13 protein-coding genes are annotated in these 17,431 nt (G+C 39.1%); all 13 read left to right on the forward strand.

Translation table 11 applies throughout. The annotated features are described in order from the left end of the window. The 13 genes from iolD to iolE all read left to right on the forward strand — a co-directional run bounded on the left by iolD (window position 1) and on the right by iolE (window position 17,360). Window positions 1-1,911, forward strand: a complete 1,911-nt coding sequence (gene iolD, locus J7E81_RS19285) for a 3D-(3,5/4)-trihydroxycyclohexane-1,2-dione acylhydrolase (decyclizing) (protein ID WP_215045036.1) — start codon at window positions 1-3, stop codon at window positions 1,909-1,911. Window positions 1,912-1,993: 82 nt separating this feature from the next. Next, window positions 1,994-2,860, forward strand: coding sequence for a class II fructose-1,6-bisphosphate aldolase (gene fba / locus J7E81_RS19290; protein WP_251028748.1), 867 nt, complete (start codon window positions 1,994-1,996; stop codon window positions 2,858-2,860). Between the two features lie 452 nt (window positions 2,861-3,312). Beyond that, window positions 3,313-4,530: an MFS transporter gene (locus J7E81_RS19295; protein WP_483861574.1), complete on the forward strand. Its 1,218-nt coding sequence runs from the start codon at window positions 3,313-3,315 to the stop codon at window positions 4,528-4,530. 805 nt (window positions 4,531-5,335) lie between these two features. Further along, a complete protein-coding gene (locus J7E81_RS19300) occupies window positions 5,336-6,358 on the forward strand; it encodes a Gfo/Idh/MocA family oxidoreductase (RefSeq protein WP_215045040.1) in 1,023 nt (340 codons plus the stop codon). A 75-nt stretch (window positions 6,359-6,433) separates the two neighbouring features. Then, a complete protein-coding gene (locus J7E81_RS19305) occupies window positions 6,434-7,459 on the forward strand; it encodes a LacI family DNA-binding transcriptional regulator (protein WP_215045042.1) in 1,026 nt (341 codons plus the stop codon). Between the two features lie 218 nt (window positions 7,460-7,677). Further along, window positions 7,678-9,126, forward strand: a complete 1,449-nt coding sequence (locus tag J7E81_RS19310) for a sugar porter family MFS transporter (RefSeq protein ID WP_215045044.1) — start codon at window positions 7,678-7,680, stop codon at window positions 9,124-9,126. 153 nt (window positions 9,127-9,279) lie between these two features. Continuing rightward, the gene (locus tag J7E81_RS19315) at window positions 9,280-10,107 is read left to right on the forward strand and encodes a sugar phosphate isomerase/epimerase family protein (RefSeq protein WP_215045046.1); all 828 of its coding nucleotides are present in this window, start codon (window positions 9,280-9,282) and stop codon (window positions 10,105-10,107) included. A 315-nt stretch (window positions 10,108-10,422) separates the two neighbouring features. After that, on the forward strand, window positions 10,423-11,931 hold the full coding sequence (locus tag J7E81_RS19320) for a sugar ABC transporter ATP-binding protein (protein ID WP_215045048.1): 1,509 nt from the start codon (window positions 10,423-10,425) through the stop codon (window positions 11,929-11,931). 4 nt (window positions 11,932-11,935) lie between these two features. Next, window positions 11,936-12,952: an ABC transporter permease gene (locus J7E81_RS19325; RefSeq protein WP_215045050.1), complete on the forward strand. Its 1,017-nt coding sequence runs from the start codon at window positions 11,936-11,938 to the stop codon at window positions 12,950-12,952. Between the two features lie 93 nt (window positions 12,953-13,045). After that, on the forward strand, window positions 13,046-14,041 hold the full coding sequence (locus J7E81_RS19330; protein ID WP_215045052.1) for a sugar ABC transporter substrate-binding protein: 996 nt from the start codon (window positions 13,046-13,048) through the stop codon (window positions 14,039-14,041). A 157-nt stretch (window positions 14,042-14,198) separates the two neighbouring features. Continuing rightward, window positions 14,199-15,206: a LacI family DNA-binding transcriptional regulator gene (locus J7E81_RS19335; protein ID WP_215045054.1), complete on the forward strand. Its 1,008-nt coding sequence runs from the start codon at window positions 14,199-14,201 to the stop codon at window positions 15,204-15,206. A gap of 82 nt (window positions 15,207-15,288) precedes the next feature. Then, window positions 15,289-16,308 (forward strand): inositol 2-dehydrogenase, encoded by a 1,020-nt coding sequence (gene iolG / locus J7E81_RS19340; RefSeq protein WP_215045056.1) that lies wholly within the window; start codon window positions 15,289-15,291, stop codon window positions 16,306-16,308. Between the two features lie 155 nt (window positions 16,309-16,463). After that, window positions 16,464-17,360: a myo-inosose-2 dehydratase gene (iolE, locus tag J7E81_RS19345; protein WP_215045058.1), complete on the forward strand. Its 897-nt coding sequence runs from the start codon at window positions 16,464-16,466 to the stop codon at window positions 17,358-17,360. The last annotated feature ends 71 nt before the right edge of the window (window positions 17,361-17,431 follow it).

Raw genomic sequence — 17,431 nt, forward strand, 5'->3', positions numbered from 1 at the left:
ATGGGAAAAATTAGATTAACAACGGCACAAGCTTTAATCAAATTTTTAAATCAGCAATATATCCATGTGGATGGCCAGGAATCTCCGTTTGTTGAAGGGGTCTTCGCTATATTTGGACATGGAAATGTTCTCGGTATTGGCCAGGCGCTTGAACAAGATCCGGGGCATCTAAAAGTCATTCAAGGGAAAAATGAACAAGGAATGGCTCTTGCAGCAATGGCTTACGGTAAACAAATGCTTCGTCAAAAAATTTATGCCGTAACAACCTCTGTTGGACCAGGTTCTGCAAACTTAGTCACAGCTGCAGCTACCGCTCTTGCCAACAATATTCCAATGCTGCTTATACCGGGAGATACGTTTGCTACCCGCCAGCCAGATCCAGTACTACAGCAGGTAGAACAAGAATATAGCGCAGCCGTTACCACAAATGATGCCTTAAAACCAGTTTCAAGATATTGGGATCGAATTACACGACCAGAACAGCTAATGTCCAGTTTAATTCGTGCTTTTGAAGTGATGACAGATCCAGGAAAATCAGGCCCTGCTACAATTTGTATTTCCCAGGATGTAGAAGGGGAAGCGTGCGATTATGATGAGAAATTCTTTGAAAAGCGTGTCCATTATGTAGATCGCAAAGCACCGGTTGAACGTGAATTAAATGGAGCTGCAGAACTAATTAAAGCAAGTAAAAAGCCAGTGATCTTAGTTGGTGGAGGAGCAAAGTATTCACAGGCTCGTGATATTTTAGTTGCTCTATCCAAAAAACATAATATCCCATTAGTAGAAACACAAGCTGGTAAATCCACTGTTGAGTCTGATTTTGAAAATAATTTAGGCGGAATGGGGATAACTGGTACATTGGCTTCCAATAAAGCCGCCCGTCAAGCTGACTTAATCATTGGTATCGGTACACGATACACGGATTTTGCCACTTCTTCGAAAACGGCTTTTAACTTTGAAACAACTAAGTTCTTAAATATCAATGTCAGCCGTCTGCAAGCTTATAAATTGGATGCTTTCCAAGTGGTAGCAGATGCCAAAACCACATTGGAGCAATTGGCCCCATTATTAGACGGATATGAAAGTGAATTCGGCCCAATCATTTCTGAATTGAAGGAAGAATGGACGGCGGAGCGCAACCGCTTGAGCCAAGTAACCTACAACCGTGAAAATTTTCAGCCGGAAGTGAAAAATAACTTTACTCAAGAAGTACTAAATGAGTATGCGGATGCGCTTAACACGGAGCTTGCGCAGACAACGGCACTATTAGCTGTTAATGAAACAGTTGCCCCTGACAGCATCATTATTACTTCAGCAGGATCCCTGCCAGGAGATGTACAGCGCATTTGGAATCCAACGGTAACAAATACGTATAATGTTGAGTACGGCTATTCCTGTATGGGCTATGAAGTATCAGGCGCCTTAGGAGCCAAATTGGCTGCGCCAAATCAAGAAGTCTATTCACTAGTAGGTGATGGCAGCTTCTTGTTGATGCACTCTGAATTCATTACCGCAATCCAATACAATCAAAAGGTCAATATCGTCCTATTTGATAACTCAGGTTGGGGCTGTATTAACAATTTACAAATGGAAAATGGAAGCGACAGTTTCTATACGGAATTCAGAACACATGATAATAAAATCTTAACTATCGATTATGCAAAAGTGGCAGAAGGCTATGGTGCAAAGACGTACCGCGTGAATACAGTTGAACAGCTGAAAGAAGCTTTAGAAGATGCCAAACAGCAAGAAGGATCTACACTTATCGATATTAAAGTTCTTCCAAAAACCATGACGGACGGCTATGACAGCTGGTGGAATGTCGGGATTGCGGAAGTATCCCATAAAGAAAGCATTCAAAAGGCGTTTGAAGCAAGAAAACAAAAATTAGAAACAGCAAGACAATATTAAATAATAAGGGTTGGATCAAATTCTCTGGAATTTGATCCGCCTTAATGAGTTTGAAAATTCTGACAAGAGAGGTGGGATGGACATGATCACAACATCAAGATTAGTTCCAATGAAAGAAATGCTTGAGAAGGCGAAAAAAGAAAAGTATGCGGTAGGGCAATTTAATATCAACAGCTTTCAATGGGCAGAAGCGATGCTGGAGGCAGCTGAAGAGGAACGGTCTCCTATCATTGTAGCCTCATCCGACCGACTAGTAGATTATTTAGGCGGATTTAAGACGATAGCTATGATGGTAAATAGAATTGTAGAGGAAAAGAAGATTACGGTTCCCGTTGCGCTTCATCTTGACCATGGAAATAGTGTCGAAAGATGTAAAGAAGCCATTGATGCTGGATATACTTCCGTGATGATTGACGGTTCACACTATTCCATTGAAGAAAATATTGCTATGACAAAGCAAGTGACTGACTATGCGCGGCTTCATAGTGTCACAGTCGAAGCAGAGGTAGGAACCGTGGGTGGTAACGAAGATGGTCTTATCGGCGGCATTAATTATGCGGATCCACAGGAATGTTTACAGCTTGTCAAAGAAACAAACATTGATGCACTAGCAGCGGCTCTTGGCTCTGTGCATGGTCCCTATCAAGGTGAACCAAAATTAGGGTTCGCTGAAATGAAAGAGATCTCAGAATTAACCAATGTGCCGCTTGTCTTACATGGCGGTTCAGGCATCCCATTACACCAAGTCCATCAAGCTATTGAACTAGGGCATGCCAAAATTAATGTGAATACAGAATGCTTGCAGGCATGGACGAGAGCGGTTCGAAATGTACTAGAGAACGACAAAGAAGTGTATGACGCCCGGGCAATCCTTACACCAGGTAAGGAAGCTGTGAAAGAAACAGTCAAAGAGAAGATTAGAGAGTTTAGATCAAGTTATAAAGCATAAGATCAATCGGTTCCAACAACGATCGCAAACAATAAAAATGACTATCAAAGGGTTATAATTTGATAGTCATTTTTTATTGAGATATTGCCATTCCTTCACTGTACATTTTATATACGAAGACTAATATCACGTGGTAATTGGCGACCCGGTAGAATCAATTACTTGGCTCCTGGTTGTCAATAAGGTCTATTGGCGACCCAGAAGAATCAATTACTTGGCTCTCGGTCGTCAATAAGATCTATTGGCGACCCAGAAGAATCAATTACTTGGCTCTCGGTCATCAATAAGGTCTATTGGCGACCCGGTAGAATCATTTACATGTCTTCCGGTCGTCAATAAGATCTGTTGGCGCCCCTTCTACATCATTTTATATTACATTTCTAAAAGTTTTCGATACCAAACCGAACCTTGCCGATTTTGCCCGGTTTTTTCTAAATATTATTAGATTGGAAGTGGCAACTCTGAGTACATTACGAACGAATCGAAACAAATATATGTTTATTGTGGTTTCCTTTCTATTTTGGTTTCCGCAATTTCTCTATGTTCCTATTTTTTCACCTTATATGGAATCGTTGGGCGGAAAGTATACATTTATTGGGATCGTATTGAGCAGCTACGGGGTTATGCAGCTTTTATGCAGACTTCCAATTGGGATCTTTTCGGATGTAAAGAAAGTTAGGAAACCATTTATCATTTTTGGCATGTTGGTCAGCATGTTTAGTTGTGTAATTTTTTTACTAACAGATAGTTTAGGCTGGATTCTCGGAGCCCGCGCGCTTGCAGGAATTTCTGCAGCTACGTGGGTTGCCTTTACCGTCTTATATCCAAGTTATTTTGCTGACCATGAGGTCCATCGGGCAATGGGGAGTATTTCATTTATTGTCGTACTTGCCCAGTTTTTAGGGATGAGTTTCAGTGGTTCAATCGTAAGTGAATGGGGGTGGAAAGCTCTATTTTTGTTGGCTGTATCTTTCAGCATTCTCGGTGTAATCCTGTCCCTGTTTATTTTTGAATCAAAAGAAGGGATAGAGAGAGAGCCGCTAAAAGTGAAGGATCTTGCGGCTGTTATAAAAGAACCATCATTGTTAAAGGTGGCTCTTCTTTCGATATTGGCACATAGTATTATTTTCTCAACAATGTTTGGCTTTACATCCAACTATGCCCTCTATATTGGCTTTACGAAAAGTGAGCTAACTTGGATCGTGTTTGCGTTTATGGTCCCTCACGCCTTTGCGACTCTTTTTATGGGGAGAGTATTGGTACCACTTTTAGGTGAATGGAATGCCCTCAAAACTGCCTTTTTCCTTGCCTCTGTTTTTACGATACTGCTCCCGTTTGTTCAGAGTAAAGGATTATTATTGGCTGTACAGATTTTTAGCGGATTTTCACTGGGCTTAATTTTCCCGTTGCTGTTAGGTTTGGCGATTGAAAAAATTGCACCTGAAAAAAGAGCAACGGCAATGGGTGCCTATCAGGCGATTTATGCGATTGGCATCTTTGCGGGGCCATTTTTTGCAGGAATCTTTAATTCACTTATGGGAATTAAAGCGGGTTTTTATTTTGTCGGGATACTAGGATTAGTGGCTGTGCTCCTTATCATCATTTGGGGGAAAGGTCATGCTGAAATCGCTGTTGAAAAATCTGTCGACAAAAGCAAGACTGGTACATAGTAAATGTCTCAGTGTCCTTGTGCTGCACTTCTTAAATTTGGATAAAAAAATAATTGTTTTTTTGAATTAGGATGGAGAGTCTATGAAATGTATTGATGTCATTTATGGTGGAAAAGTTTATATATTGATATTCAAGTACGCCTCCGGTTTTTGTGAAATACAGGAAAAAAACAATCAATTTAATATTCAATTAGTACATGTTTCCAAATTAGAACTAAAGTCTGGCTAGTTCGGTTTTGAAAAAAGATCCCCCTTTTTCATTAAAAAGGGGGATCTTTTACTATTTAAGTGGATCTCTCTTCAAAATATTCACAAGCATTTTATGCTTTTAAAAAGAACAAGATGTTTAAGCAGGTGAGCAAAATCACTTAATAAAATGGTGTAATTAATGTGAATTAAAAGAAAATGTAGAAAGCAAAAAAATAATAGTTTTGAAATTGGAATTAATAATGGAAATAAGTTAATAATTTGTATCTTTTTTTTAACGTACTAGAAATGAGGGTGATTTAGAAAATAAGGAAAGCACTTTCCTAAAAATCAATCAATTATAAAAGTAACGAGACTCTAAATAGAAGACGTGCATAATATTTAAAATGTTTATGATCAGATTTTCCTTCTAAAAATGTTCAATGATTTATCAATTCAGTTTTAATTTCATGTATTTTCAAAAAATTGAATAAAAGTAATTGACGATTTATTTGTAAGTGGTTACAATGAAAAATAGTTAGGAAAGAACTTTCCTAAAAGCTAGTGAGCTTTTTTCAAAAGAAAAAAGTATTTCTTAAAGTGATGAGGAGTGTTTGAAATGAGTCCATTAAAGGTTGGGTTATTAGGTGCTGGCAGAATGGGGGCTTTTCACGGAGAAAGTATAGCAAAACGAATACCAGATGCTGTTTTATATGCAGTAGCAGATCCATTTCCCGGTGCTGCAGAAAAATTTGCAAATGAATTAGGATTACATATAAAAACGTATACAGATCCACTTGAAATGATGCAGGACCCCAATGTAGATGCAGTTATTATTGCTTCACCAGCACGAACACATGCAAGTAATGTTATTGCTGCTGCAAAAAACGGAAAAGCTGTTTTTTGTGAAAAACCAATGGCGATAACACTAGAAGAAGCAGATGAAGTTCTTCAAGTTGTTAAGGAGATGAAAGTGCCATTACAAGTTGGATTTAACCGTCGCTTTTCAAAAGGCTTCAAAGGCGCGCATGAAGAAATCGTTGCTGGAAAAATTGGTACACCACAATTATTACGATCTTTAACGAGAGATCCAGAATTAGGTAATCCAAATAAACCTGAGTGGACTATTTTTTTAGAAACACTTATTCATGATTTTGATACACTTTTATACCTAAATCCAAATGCAAAACCAGTTGAAGTATTTGTCATGGCAGATGCTTTGGTAGCGCCAGAATATAAAGATAAAGGTTTACTCGATACAGCTGTTGTAAGTATTAGATTTGATAATGGCGCTATTGCTGTTGCAGAAGCAAACTTCCAAGCGGTATATGGGTATGATGTCCGTGGGGAGGTCTTTGGTTCAGAAGGGATGTTACAGATGGGAAGCATTCGCGAATCAAGTATGACTAGGTATACAAAAGAGGGAGCAAGTTATAATACTTTGCGCTACGATCAGGACTTGCTCTTTGATGCTTATGTAGATGAATTAAAAGATTTTGTGGATGCAGTAAAGAACAATAAACCTACTTCTGTTACTGGAGAAGATGCTCGTTCTGCGTTGTTAATCGCTCTTGCATGTATAGAATCATATAAGGAGAAAAAGCCAGTTAAAGTAGAAAATAATGTTTTAATGACCGTTTAACGGATAAAAATTGCCCCTTTTCCTAATAACTGTGTTTATAATGAAAAATAGAAATTGGGGAAAGGGAGATAAGCATTGAAGCCAACCATTTATGATGTTGCAAAAAAAGCAGATGTTTCTATATCTACTGTATCAAAGGTACTAAACGGAAAGGGAAGTATTAGTGAAAAGACTAGGAAGCGAATTTGGGAGGTCATTGATGAATTACAGTTTCAGCCAAATATTGCTTCTTCCGTTAAAAAGGCAATGAAAACAATCGGTTTGTTGATTCCTGATATTTCCAATCCATTTATGGCTGAAGTGACAAGAGCAATTGAGGACAACGGTCGTAAAAAAGGGTTTAATGTCATAATATGCAGCACTGATAATGACAGTACCAAAGAAGATGAATATATATCTATGTTGAAACAAAAATATGTAGACGGAATGATTATTGCAACTGGTTTAAAAAATAGGCGTGCTTTTCAACAATTAATAGAGAGTGATACTCCAGTTGTGATGCTTTCTCGTGATGTTCCTAATTTACCCATTCATATAGTAATGGTAGACGATTTTCAGGGTGGGTATGAAGCTGGTACATATTTAGCACAGTTAGGCCATCGGAAAATAGCGATGATCGTAGAAAACATCAATATTCCTTCTATAAAAAACAGGGTAAAGGGATTTAAAGAAGGATTAATAGATTCTGGGCTATCTTCTGATGATTTAACGATCCTATATAGTTCCTTAGATTTGGATGACAGTGGACAAGTGTGCTTGAATTTATTGGGAAACCAGGAAAACAGGCCCACAGCCATTTTTGTTTCGACAGAATTACTTGCTTTTGGTGTTTTCCGGGCAGCAAGAACTCTGAAGATACAAATCCCTCATGAGTTATCTATCATTGGTTTTGATAATAGTATTTTGGCAAAACTTAGTGACCCGCCATTAACAACTATCGCTCAACCTATAGAAGAGATGGGAGCCAAAGCAGTGGAGTTGCTTGTTGATGAAATTACCAATAAGAAAGAACCATCAAATAAAGTGATGCAACGGGTAGTTATGTCTCCACTCTTGATTGTTCGTGATTCAACGGCTCCAATATCGAAGAACGAAAGATAAGTTCTTATCCACTTTCTGAGGGTGATGTAAGTTTACACCAGAACAGGATTTCATTCCATTTTACATAGAAAAGGGAGATGCTTGAAAGGAAATTTGTAAGCGTTATATAGTTTGAAAACCCATGGAAGTTTTACGTTTGGATTTTTGTAATCTTAGATAGATTTTACAGTTGTTTTGCCCAAGAGTTTATCACTTATAAATATAAGGGGAATTTCTATATGGAGAATATTTCAAATAAGGGTGTGCAATTGGATCATTTTACGAAAAAGAACCCAAAAAAGTTTTTGAAATTAATTACCACTGTATCAACATTTGGGGGGCTATTATTCGGATATGATACAGGAGTTATGAATGGTTCACTACCATTTATGGCAAAGCCCGAACAATTAAATCTTACCCCTCTTACAGAAGGACTTGTAGCAAGTTCTCTAACGTTAGGAGCTGCCTTTGGTTCAATAATGGGAGGACAGTTATCCGATCGAAAAGGGCGCAGAAGTCTAATACTTTATCTCGCTATTATCTTTTTATTTGCAACATTGGGCTGCGTTACCGCACCAAATGCAACAGTAATGATTATTTTCCGCTTCATTCTAGGCCTTGCTGTCGGCGGTTCTTCGGTAATCATACCCTCCTATCTTTCAGAAATGTCTCCTTCGGAACATCGGGGCAGGATGGTTACACGAAATGAATTAATGATTGTTACTGGGCAATTTCTAGCTTATGTATTTAACGCTATTATTGGAAATGCATTTGGTGATACAGGACATGTTTGGCGTTATATGTTAGTTGTTGCAACCTTACCGGCAGTGGCCTTATGGTTTGGAGTCGCTGTTCTACCAGAAAGCCCTCGATGGTTAGCCTCAAAAGGAAAAATGGCTGAAGCGTTGAAGGTCTTGAAAATGATTCGTAATGAGGGTATTGCACAACAAGAATTAAATGAAATAAAAGCACATATTCAAGAATCGCAAAAAGTAGAAAAAGCATCACTAAAAGAATTAAAGGTACCTTGGGTTCGATATATGGTAGGAATAGGGGTTGTAGTCGGGTCAATTGCTCAATTGGTAGGAATAAATTCTATTATGTATTATGGAACTCAAATCTTAGAAAATGCTGGTTTTGGAACCAAGACAGCTTTGATTGCAAACGTAGCAAATGGATTAATTGCCGTTATTGCCGTTATTGTGGGTATGTCCCTTCTTAACAAAGTGAATAGACGGACGATGCTGCTTACAGGTTTTATTGGTGTTACAGTGGTTCTAATAGCGATTGGGATTACTAATATTGCGCTAACCGACTCACCGATTTTACCATTTATCGTATTAACATTGACAGTAACTTACTTAGCCTTTTTTCAAGGGTTTATTGGACCTTTAGGCTGGCTCGTAATAGCTGAAATTGCCCCAGTTCGCCTGCGTGGTCTTAGTATGGGGATTGCTACATGCTCCCAATGGATTTGCAATTTTCTAGTAGGACTATTTTTCCCTACTCTTTTAAGTATACTTGGACTGTCAGGAACCTTTTTCTTATTTGCTGTGTTTGGATTCATTGGGGTATTATTTGTTGCGAAAAACTTACCAGAGACAAGAGGGCTGACACTGGAACAAATAGAGGATGAGTTTAGAGGTAAATATGATGTAAATCAGGGTAAGGATTGTAAGATAGGTTAAAGACCGATTATAAATGTGAGGTCCGGTTTTATATTTTCAAGTAGTACTAGAATCATATATAAAATAATGAACTGAAAACTTTGTTAATTTTTAAATATAGTAGAGTACTTATAAAAGAATATTAAATAAAATTAGTAACTAGGAGGAAGTAAAATGAGTAGAGAATATGGTTTATGTTTATGGACTTTTGGAGATATTTCTATAGAGGAAAAGTGTAAATTAGCTAAGGATATTGGTGTAGATGGTGTAGAAGTTCAAGGTGATCTTACGCAAGATCCAAGGGAACTAGCAAATATCTTGTCTAGATACGAGTTAAAGGTCTTATCTGTTACACCTGATAATGTGGATATATCCAGTGAAAATGAAGATATAAGACTAGAAGCAGTAGGCTACTTTTTAAATCTATTGGATTGGGCAAACGATTTAGGTGCAAAACGAATTTGTTTACATGGCGATGTGGGAAAAATAGTTGGAAGTGGAGATTTTGCGAAGGACTGGGAGCTTCTTGTTGAAAGTTCCAAGATAGTGATGAAGAAAGCCGAAGCATTAAATATCAAAGTAGTGTTCGAGGTGTTAAATCGCTATGAGAACCATCAAATTATTACAAATCAAGAGGCTATGAAACTACTTTATTCAGTAAACAGTCCGAATTTATCTATTCTTTTAGATGCCTATCATATGAATATTGAGGAAGCAGACCCTATTGATGCATTAAGAAAAGCAGGAAGTAAGTTAGGAGTGTATCATGTAGCCGATTCTAATCGTCAAGCTGTGGGAAATGGCCATTCCAATATAAAAGGCCAAGTTGAAGCATTACATGAAATCAATTATACTGGGCCAATTATTATGGAAATGACTGCGGAAGGTCCGAATCCTTTTACAGCGGTTAAAGGACCAAATTATCTTCAGGTTCTGACCAATTACTATATAACTTCATTAGAAAAACTAAAGGCATGGGATACCTTAAAAGTAGAGATATAAACATTAGATCACTATAAGTTAACCACTATATCACCAAATATAAATAAGAAAAGATAGCCATGGTCAAGTAAAATAACAATAACTTGATCACTATTTGCTAAACACATAATAATTTTTTGTTCATTTAAAAAAAAGGAATTGAAATTTCCAATAGGAGTAGGTTAGAATATAATTAAGAGGAAAGCGCTTACCCAAATGAAGCTATTTGATGTCTTGTTTTGAAAATCAGTATGTCTTTCTATCGATATAGGGTAAGCGCTTTACCAAAAAACTAATTAAAATCCAAAATGGATAATTGCAGAAAGGAGACCATATATGGTTGTACGTGCAGGGAGCCTCCTTGAAATTAAAGGAATTAAGAAAAGTTTTGCTCAAAATCATGTATTAAAGGGAATCGATCTTGACGTAAAACCGGGTGAAGTACATGTTCTGCTGGGGGAAAACGGTGCAGGAAAATCTACTTTAATCAAGATTTTAACAGGCGTGCATCAAAAGGATGCAGGAGAAATCTATTGGGAAGGGAACGTGGTAACACTAAATAACCCTGTTGATTCCATGAAACTAGGCATTGCAACCATTTATCAAGAATTGAATGTCATTCCTGAACTGAAAGTCTATGAAAATATCTTTCTTGGCAGAGAATTAAAACACGGTGGAAAAATGTCCTTGCTTAACCATAAAGCAATGCGGAAAGAGGCGGAGCGCTGCTTGGAGATGCTTGGCCAAAGCCCGAAACTTGCAGAAAAACAACTGGGAACACTAGGTATTGGTCAGCAGCAGTTAGTTGAAATTGCCAAAGCAATCACGTTAGATGCCAAATTAATTATTATGGATGAACCTACATCCAGTTTAAGCGCCCAGGAAGTAGAACAGCTCTATAAAGTGGTCGAAGAGCTTAAGAAAAAAGGCATCGCCATTATCTTTATTTCCCATCGTCTTGAGGAGATTAAACACCTTGGTGATCGGATAACTATTCTCCGGGATGGATTTAAAATCGAAACCTTACCAGTTAAAACTACAGATAGTGATTACTGGATTGAACTGATGGTGGGACGATCATTAGATGAAAAGTTTCCAAAACAGTCCTTTACACTTGGAAAAGAGGGCTTTCGTGTTGAAGATTTAATCGTAGCAGGCACGAGCGAACCTGTTAATTTTTCAATCCATTATGGAGAAATTGTTGGCATCTCTGGACTTGTAGGTGCGGGCCGTACAGAATTGGCCAGATCTATTTTTGGTGTTGATCACCAAAAGAGCGGGAAGGTCTTTATTGATGGTCAGGAAATGAAGATCAAATCTCCACGCGACGCCATAAATGCAGGGATCGCTTTTATTACAGAGGATCGCAAAAGTGAAGGTCTACTGCTCGACATGACGCTTGACTTTAATATTGCTATAGCGAATATGGACAAATTTAAAGGCAATACAGGTTTGCTGGATGTAAAAGAAATGCGCAGGGAAGCACAAAAGTATGTAAAAGAGTTAAAAATTCGTCCTGGTAACATTGAACTTCACTCCAGGAACTTGAGTGGCGGAAATCAGCAAAAGGTTGTTATTGCCAAGTGGTTATGCACACATGCGAAGGTGTTTATCTTTGATGAACCGACCAGAGGGATAGACGTAGGGGCAAAAGTTGAGGTTTATCGCTTGATGAATCAGTTGGTTGAAAACGGTTCCATTGTATTGATGATTTCTTCGGACCTTCCTGAAATTCTCGGGATGTGTGATCGAGTGCTTGTAATGAGTGAAGGAAAATTAACTGCAAATTTGCCGATTGAAGAGGCTTCGCAGGATCGAATAATGAAAGCGGCTACAGGGGGATGAGAAAATGAGTCAAGTTCAATTAGTGACAGAATCAGAAAAGAATCTTTCAGTGAACACGGATCCAAAAGAAAAGATCACTTTAAAGAAGGTAATTGGTAAGCTGGGACCTTTATTAGCCCTTGTCATCTTGATTGTCATCCTGACCTGCCTATCAGATAAGTTTTTAACCGTTAACAACCTTATGAATATTGCCAGTCAATCATCCATTAATGCGTTAATGGGGCTTGGGATGCTTTTAGCCATCTTAACAGCAGGGATTGACTTGTCAGTTGGTGCAATTCTTGCCGTATCGATTATGTTAATGGGGATCATTACTGTTAACCTGCATATGAACCCATTTATTGGTATGATCGTTTGTCTTGGTGTAGGGACTTTCTTAGGCTGGGTAAACGGAGTGTTATTAACGAAGCTGCATTTACCGCACCCGTTTATCTCTACGCTCGGTACACAATTCATCGGCCGCGGAATTGCTCTTATTTTAACCGCTGCAGCACCGATTGCTGGTTTCCCGGCCGCCATTCAATTTGCCGGAAATCAATTTGTTGGTCCAATTCCGGTGAGCTTTCTTCTTGTCATTGCTGTTTATGTACTGTTTCACATCTTCCTTACAAGGTCAAAGACAGGCCGCTATATTTATGCCATCGGGGGCAATAAGGAAGCCGCCCGTCTGTCTGGGATAAACGTCGACCGGGTGCTGATGATTGTTTATTCACTTAGTGGTTTAATGGCGGGACTTGCGGGATTAGTAATGGTAGGGCAAGTTAACTCGGCATTCCCTCTTGCAGGACTAAACTATGAAACGAATGCCATTGCAGCTGTTATTATTGGCGGCGCCAGCTTTTTTGGCGGGGTTGGTACAGTTTCCGGCACATTAATCGGGGCGCTAGTAATTGCTGTTCTTCAAAATGGCCTTAACCTTCTTAACGTTTCCGCAGATGCTCAACTGGCGGTAATCGGATTGGTTATCATTGCGGCAGTGTATGTTGACGTTCTTCGTCAACGCAAAAGTAAGAAAAACTAATACTGTGTGAAAAAGTTGATTCAAAAAATATCCAAAGAATAATGCTCGGGAGAATGCGATTTCTTAAACTTAAATTTTAAGGGGGCAGAAATGATGAAAAAACTTAGCGGGATTTTAATGATGAGTGTATTAGGGGCCGGATTAGTAATGGGGGGATGCAGTAATTCGGCTTCTCCGGGGGCAAGCAAGACTGCTTCTGGTTCTAATAAGTCTGCTTCAAATGAAGAAGTAAAGGTCTCTGTTGTTCTTAAAGCTTTAAATAGTGAATATTGGAAGCTGGTCCAGCGTGGTGCAATGGATGCGGGTAAAAAAGATGGAGTTACTGTTGAAGTAATGGGGCCTAGTGCTGAAACGGATGTACAAAAACAAGTTACACTGATTCAAGATCAAATTACCAATAATGTGAATGCTTTGGTAGTCGCACCGAGTCAACCCGCTACCGTACTAAATGTTCTTCAACAGGCCAATAGAAATAAGATTCCTGTCATTTTGGCAGATACAGATGCAAACTATTCCGAAAAAGTTAGTTTCGTAGGAACAGGAAACTTAGTGGCTGGACAAGAAGGTGGAAAATACATGGCCAATAAACTTCATAAAGGAGACAAGGTAGCCATCATTCGTGGAGCTTTAGGTGATAAAACCCACGATGACCGGTCCAATGGAGCAGAAAAAGCCCTGAAAGCTGCTGGTATTAAGGTGGTGACGATTCAACCTGCTGATAGTGACAGAGCGAAAGCGATGAATGTAATGCAAAATATTCTTCAATCAAATCCAAAAATTAAAGCAGTATTCGTAACAAGTGAGGATATGGCATTAGGTGCATTACGTGCTGTTCAATCAAAAAACAGCAAAGTAATGGTTGTTGGGTTCGATGGAACATCAGAGGGACTAAATTCGATCAAGGCAGGCGGGCTGGATGCTGAGGTAGCCCAGGATCCGTATAAGATTGGTTATATGGCGGTAGATGCAGCGGTTAAAGCGATTCATGGAAAGTCAGTTGACAAACGAATTGATTCCGGTGCTAACGTGATTACTAAAGAAAATGTGGATGAGTCACTTTCTAAGATTAAACAATATGTAGGTAATTAATGGCTATTGGGATTTCAAAAATGTTTGTGAAAGCTTAAAGATAAGACAGGAAATTTGTTTTATAAAAGAGATTCCAACATAGCATCGCATCCCCTGTTAATCCTTTGTGGTAAAATAATATCAACATAAGGATTTTGGAAAGGGAGTTTGGAGCAAAATGAAGCCTACGATCTATGATGTAGCTGAAAAGGCAGGAGTCTCGATTGCGACCGTTTCCAAGGTAATTAACGATACAGGGCGTATTAGTGAGGAAACGAGAAATAAAGTTCTGAAAATAATGGGTGAGCTTGAATATCAGCCAAGCAGTGTTGCTGCGGCATTAACAGGTAAAAAAACCTTTACAATCGGTGTACTTGTTCCTGATATTTCAAATGCGTTTTTTGCCGAAGTTTCCCGTGCGTTGGAAAACAACGCTAGGGAAATGGGCTATTCTATTATTTTGTGCAGTACAGATTACCAGATTGAACGCGAACATGATTATTTAGAATTACTACAAAAAAAACAGGTTGACGGGATTATTATTGCGACAGAGCCTGAAGATTGGAACGCCTATAAGAGTCTTCAAAAAAGGGAAATACCGCATTTAATGTTTTCTGTGGACAGCCTCCGTTTTTCATCCCATACTGTTACAACAGATGATGTACGAGGGGGATATATGGCAGGAAGGTATCTCCTTGATATGGGCCATAGAGAAGTTGCTATTATCGCAGAGCAAAACAGGGCCAGCGGCAGAATGCGTCTTGAAGGCTTTAAAAAATCCCTGGCTGATGAAGGGGTTGTCTTAAAGGATGAATGGACTTTGAATGCCATGTCTAAAATAGACGATGCAAAAGCTGCAGCAAGGAAGATACTGCAATTGGAAAATAGGCCGACAGCAGTGTTTGCTTCAACCGATTTAATTGCGGCAATATTCATCAAGGAAGCACGAAAAGCACATATTCGCATACCAAATGATCTGTCAATAGTAGGCTTTGATGATTCGATTTACGCGGAATTAACAGAGCCCGGCTTAACGACGATTGCCCAGCCAAAGCAGGAGTTGGCAAAATTTGCGATGGGTCAGCTTTTAAAGCTAATAAAAGACCCAAAGGTCCCGCAGCAGCGAATTATGCTTTCACCTAGGTTGGTCGAACGTAATTCTGTAAGAAACTTAAAGAATCTTTAATGACGTTGATTACATTTCGGCGTGTGGGTGGGGTAAGCGCTTAACCAAAAACCATTATGTTAAATAAATAGGAGGAGTCACAATGCCATCATTAACAGTAGGAATAATTGGTGCAGGCCGGATTGGAAAATTACATGTTGATAATTTAAGAAAGATTCCACAAATTCGCATTAAAAGTGTTTCAGATGTTTTTATCGATCACCTTGAATCATGGGCAAAAGAAAAGCAAATTGAGGTTTTAACTTCTGATTATCACAAAATGCTAAATGATCCGGAAATTCAAGCCGTTTTCATTTGTTCGCCAACCAATACTCACGCAACAATCATTAAAGAAGCCGCACTCGCCGGCAAAGATATTTTCTGTGAAAAACCAGTAAGTTTTTCCGTAGAAGAAACAGAAGAAGCATTAGCTGTGGTTGAAAAAGCGGGAGTAAGGCTGCAAATTGGTTTTAACCGCCGTTATGATCCAAATTTCCGCAGAATTCAAACACTTGTGAAAGATGGTCAAATTGGTCAGCCGCATATTTTACGAATTACTTCGCGTGACCCTGAGCCTCCAGGTGTTGACTATGTGAAAGCTTCCGGCGGATTGTTTATGGACATGATGATCCACGATTTTGATATGGCACGCTATGTAATGGACAGTGAAGTTGTTGAGGTATCTGCTGCAGGAGCAGTATTGGTGGATCCGGCAATCGGTGAAGCTGGCGATATTGATACCGCTATCGTAACATTGAAATTTGCTAATGGTGCACTAGGGGTAATCGATAATAGTCGTCAGGCAGTGTATGGATATGATCAGCGTCTTGAAGTTTTCGGTGAAAAAGGGGCAGCACAAGCTGATAATAATCGTCCTACTACTGTGGAAGTATCGACCGCTGAGGCTGTTACGGTAGATAAGCCGCAATACTTTTTCCTTGAGCGATACAATCAGGCATATATTGATGAAGTAGTAGAATTTACTCGCTCTATTCTTGAAAAGAAAGAAATTGCCTGCACAGGCTTTGATGGTTTACAAGCGCAAAAAATCGCGAAAGCAGCAAAAGAATCGCTTGTAAAGGGTGCTCCAGTCCAATTAAAACAGGCAGCTCCAGTCATTTAATAGAAATGACGAAACAATACTACAAGCCTCCTAATTTTTAGAAAATCCAACTGTTTTATCTGATGGAATTAGGAGTTTTTTTAAACTTACAAGGCAATGAGACGAATAGATCAAGATTGAAAAACACACAACAATGAATGATGGAGGATCAGACAATGTTTGACGCAAATCAAGTAAAATTGGCTATTGCCCCAATCGGCTGGACGAACGATGACATGCCTGAACTTGGCAGCGAAGTTACCTTCGAGCAATGCATTAGCGAAATGGCACTTTCCGGTTTTTCGGGAAGTGAAGTGGGAAACAAGTATCCGCGCGACACAGAGGTTTTGAAAAAGGCCCTTTCTTTAAGAGGATTAGAGATTGCAAGTGCTTGGTTTAGTTCCTTTTTAACATCAAAGCCATTAGAAGTAACGGAAAGAGCTTATATAGAACACCGTGATTTTCTTCATGAAATGGGTGCAAAAGTGATTGTTGTCTCAGAACAAGGCAACAGCATCCAGGGCCAAATGGAAACACCGCTATTTGGAAATAAGCCTGTAAATACGGAAGAAGAATGGAAGCTTTTATTGGAAGGGCTGACTCGACTTGGCGACCTGGCGGCTGAAAAGGGCATGAAAATTGTCTACCACCACCACATGGGTACAGGAGTGCAAACTGAAATAGAAATCGACCGCTTAATGGAAGGAACCGACCCTGAAAAAGTATCTCTTCTTTACGATACAGGCCATCTTGTATTCTCAGGCGAAGATCACCTGGCAGTGTTAAAAAAATACGTTGATCGAATCCATCACGTTCACTTAAAGGATATTCGTATGGAAATTGTTGAAAGAGTACATAGTGAAAAAATGAGCTTTTTGGAGGCTGTAAAAGCAGGGGTTTTCACCGTACCAGGAGACGGCATCATTGATTTCAAACCGGTATTTGAGGTGCTAAGCGAAGCAGGCTATAAAGGTTGGTTTGTAGTCGAGGCCGAACAGGATCCGGCAATTGCCAATCCATTTGAATATGCAGTGAAAGCAAGAAAGTACATCAGGGAAACAGCCGGGTTGTAAAGGGTACAGAAAAGAGTTAATTGTCCAACAATCTGTTGAAAATAGTAACTCAGGCGTCTAGAATGTATTAA

It is taken from the genome of Bacillus sp. ISL-18 (genome assembly GCF_018613415.1).
Classification (GTDB): domain Bacteria; phylum Bacillota; class Bacilli; order Bacillales; family Cytobacillaceae; genus Neobacillus.